This is a genomic window from Martelella sp. (assembly GCF_984369615.1).
The window spans coordinates 1-2375 of sequence record NZ_CFHTCS010000511.1 but is presented as its reverse complement, the minus strand read 5'-3'; the positions used below and the strand labels follow the sequence as shown (position 1 = coordinate 2375).

At 63.1% G+C, this 2375-nt stretch carries 4 protein-coding genes; all 4 read right to left on the bottom strand.

Going from position 1 to position 2375, the window contains the following annotated elements; translation table 11 throughout:
• On the bottom strand, positions 1 to 798 hold a 798-nt coding region (locus AC5DC2_RS23035), incomplete at its 3' end, for an HAD-IC family P-type ATPase (RefSeq protein WP_491700173.1).
• Between the two features lie 265 nt (positions 799 to 1063).
• On the bottom strand, positions 1064 to 1588 hold the full coding sequence (locus AC5DC2_RS23030) for a MerR family transcriptional regulator (protein ID WP_024709612.1): 525 nt from the start codon (positions 1586 to 1588) through the stop codon (positions 1064 to 1066).
• A gap of 103 nt (positions 1589 to 1691) precedes the next feature.
• Positions 1692 to 2036, bottom strand: coding sequence for an integration host factor subunit alpha (locus tag AC5DC2_RS23025; RefSeq protein WP_024709611.1), 345 nt, complete (start codon positions 2034 to 2036; stop codon positions 1692 to 1694).
• A 104-nt stretch (positions 2037 to 2140) separates the two neighbouring features.
• On the bottom strand, positions 2141 to 2375 hold a 235-nt coding region (locus AC5DC2_RS23020; protein ID WP_491700172.1), incomplete at its 5' end, for a 3-oxoacyl-[acyl-carrier-protein] synthase III C-terminal domain-containing protein.

Below are 2375 nucleotides of genomic sequence, written 5' to 3'. Positions count from 1 at the left end.
GGTCTTGACGATGTCGACAAAGGCCTGGACGGCGACCATGATCATCGCCAGCACGACCGCCACGACGATGAGAAAGTTGCCGATCTGGAACATCGCCTTCTGCGCCTGGCTGACGGCGCCGGCCCCGGCCACAAGCTTTGCCGTGCGGCCGAAGAAGGTTTCCGACCCCGTTCCGGTGACGACGGCCGCCATCTCCCCCTGCTTCACCACACTGCCCGAATAGGCCGTGTCGCCGACCTTTTTGTTGACCGGAAGGGACTCGCCCGTCAGCGCCGCCTGGTCGATCGAGGCATAGTCGCCGGAGACCAGACGGACATCGGCGGGCACGATGCCGCCGAGCCTGATCTTGATGATGTCGCCCGGCACGAGCGTCGCAGCGTCGATGACGGCGAACTTGCCGTCGCGCAGCGCCGTTGCCTGCGGGGCGAGCGAATTCTTCAGCGCCGCCAAAGCGCTCGTCGCCTTGCTGTCCTGGTAGAATTCGAGCCCGGCATTGAAGACCAGAAGGCCAAAGATGATGAAGAAATCGCCCCAGTCGCCGAGGATCAGGGAAACCAGCGCCGCGGCCTCGATCATGAAGGCGATCGGACCGACGAAGTGGCCGGCAATCTTCTTGAAAAGATTTGTCTTTTCCTCCGGCAGCGCGTTGGGGCCGTATTGCGCCAGCCGCTTTTGCGCCTCCGCCGCGCTCAGCCCCTTTCCTGGGTCGACGCCGAGCTTCTCAAGAACCGCCTCGACCGGCATGCTCTCCAGGTCGTTGGCCACCGCATTCTCCGCCATCATCATTCTCCATGTCATGGCGCACCGCGCCGGGGACTGCCGTCGCGCTCCGCAAACCCACCCCGAAAACCGGCCCATATTGAGACGATACGAAATTGCCACCATAAGTGGAAGCAGAACGGAACGGTTTTGGCAATACGGGAGTCGCACTTCCCCGCCCTGCGGACACTATAACGCAGACGTGAAGACAGGAATTTGAAGACGGTCAAAGTCGGGGCAGAGGTTTGCCGCGGGCGCCGAAGCCCCTGCCGCGGCGCCCGCTTCCTCCAGAGGAGGAAGGCGGTCAGCGCACCTGATCGAGCAGACGCTTGCATTCCAGCAGGTCGTAGAGCACTTCCTGCAGCAGCGCGTCATCCGAACGCGCGAGGCCGGAAGCGGGGTCGATGGCCCCCTCCTCGTCCTTCTTGCGGCGGAAGAAGCCGGTCCCGCCCGCCTTCTTTGGACGGCCCACCACCTGGTCATCATCGAAAATCGAAGGCTGGTCCTCGTGCTGCCGGGCCTCGGGAGGGACGGCCAGCGCCTCGACAAGCTCGGCATCGCCGCTGCCGATCGCGGTGACGAAACGGTTGCCGTTGCTCTTCAGCAGCTTCTGGACGCCCTTGATGGTGTAGCCGTGGTCATAAAGGAGATGGCGGATCCCCTTCAGAAGCTCGATGTCCTCGGGGCGATAGTAGCGCCTGCCGCCGCCCCGCTTCATCGGCTTGACCTGGGTGAAACGCGTCTCCCAGAAGCGCAGCACGTGCTGCGGCAGCTCCAGTTCTTCCGCCACTTCGGAAATGGTGCGAAATGCCTCGGGAGACTTGTCCATGGGTTCAGCCGTCCTCGCCTGCCACAATGATCGAATCAGACCTGCATTTCAGCGCGATAAGGCCGGCAAGGCAAGCCGGGCGAAAACCGTTCCGGCAGGCGCCTCAGGAGGCCGACTTCTGCGCAGCCTTTTCCGCCTTGTGCTTGCGGTTGAGATGGGCTTTGAGAATCTTCTGCTTCAGCACGTTGGAGGCCTTGAAGGTCATGACCCGGCGCGGCGAGATCGGCACTTCCTCGCCGGTCTTCGGGTTCCGGCCGATGCGCTCGTTCTTGTCGCGCACCTGAAAGGTGGCGAAGGAGGAGAGCTTCACCGTCTCGCCCTTGACGATCGCATCGCAGATTTCATCGATAACGGTCTCGACCAGCTCGGCCGATTCCGTGCGGGAAAGTCCCACCTTGCGGAACACCGACTCGGCCAGATCCGCACGCGTCACAGTTTTGCCAGGCATCGCCGCATCCCAAATTCTGTCAAAATCCCCTTGAACATGACACTATTGCCGCGGGGCAAAGCGGTCAAGCGTGTGAAAGGACTGATTTCGTTGCCGGAAGGGCATTACCAGCGCAAAAGCACCGCACCCCAGGTAAATCCGCCGCCCATCGCCTCCAGCATCACCATGTCGCCGCGCCGGATCCGGCCGTCGCCTGCCGCCGTTGCGAGCGCCAGCGGGATGGAGGCCGCCGAGGTGTTGGCATGCCGGTCCACGGTCACCACCACCTTGTCCATCGGGATGCCGAGCTTCTTGGCCGACCCCTCGATGATCCTGCGGTTCGCCTGGTGCGGCACCAGC

Excerpts from the sequence above, each read along its gene's own strand:
- AC5DC2_RS23030 (WP_024709612.1), bottom strand. The coding sequence starts at position 1,588 with ATGGACAAGTCTCCCGAGGCATTTCGCACCATTTCCGAAGTGGCGGAA.
- AC5DC2_RS23025 (WP_024709611.1), bottom strand. The coding sequence starts at position 2,036 with ATGCCTGGCAAAACTGTGACGCGTGCGGATCTGGCCGAGTCGGTGTTC.